The organism is Psychrobacter sp. 1Y4 (assembly GCF_051847555.1).
This window is the reverse complement of sequence record NZ_JBPYDE010000404.1, coordinates 1-787: the sequence shown is the minus strand read 5'-3', so window position 1 is coordinate 787 and position 787 is coordinate 1. Positions and strand designations below refer to the sequence as shown.

The window sequence follows — 787 nt, the reverse complement described above, 5'->3', positions numbered from 1 at the left end:
AGCATATTGTTATCCGCTCAGAAATAAATATAATAGTTAGTATCAATGTAAGTAGATGCTGCTTTATGGTCATCAATGCTTGCCTACAGAGGGCAGGCAAGATAAGCTCAGTCTATCTTTATCCGTTTTAAGTACAGAAATCGTGACGATTAAAACGAGCAGATAACCTTATTAAACAAAAAGAATGATTGGGCGTGAATGACGGTCTTAAGTTTACGCTACGTCAAAATCCATCAATAACAATCAAAAAGAGAGATTCCTATGTCAGATAAATTTATCAAATCAAAAGCCGCTATCGCTTGGGGCCCAAAGCAACCACTATCTATCGAAGAAGTGGACGTCATGCTACCGCGTAAAGGCGAAGTCTTGGTAAAAATCGTGGCCAGCGGTGTGTGTCACACAGATGCCTTTACCTTATCTGGTGAAGACCCAGAAGGTGTGTTCCCTGCGATTCTCGGTCATGAAGGTGGCGGTATCGTTGAGCAAGTAGGCGAAGGCGTGACCAGCGTTCAGGTCGGTGATCATGTCATTCCGTTATACACGGCAGAGTGCGGCGTTTGTAAAATGTGCCGTTCAGGCAAAACTAATCTTTGCTCAGCAGTACGCGAGACGCAAGGTAAAGGTTTAATGCCAGATGGTACGACGCGTTTTTATAAAGACGGCGAGCCTATCTACCATTATATGGGTTGCTCGACTTTTTCTGAATATACCGTTTTACCAGAGATTTCTTTGGCTAAGGTCAATAAAGACGCGCCATTAGAAGAAGTTTGCTTGCTTGGCTGCGGTG

At 43.6% G+C, this 787-nt stretch carries 1 protein-coding gene; it reads left to right on the top strand.

Going from position 1 to position 787, the window contains the following annotated elements; genetic code table 11:
* Positions 1-276: 276 nt before the first annotated feature.
* Positions 277-787: alcohol dehydrogenase catalytic domain-containing protein (locus ACS8FC_RS16615; RefSeq protein ID WP_439297591.1), on the top strand; the 511-nt coding region annotated here is incomplete at its 3' end.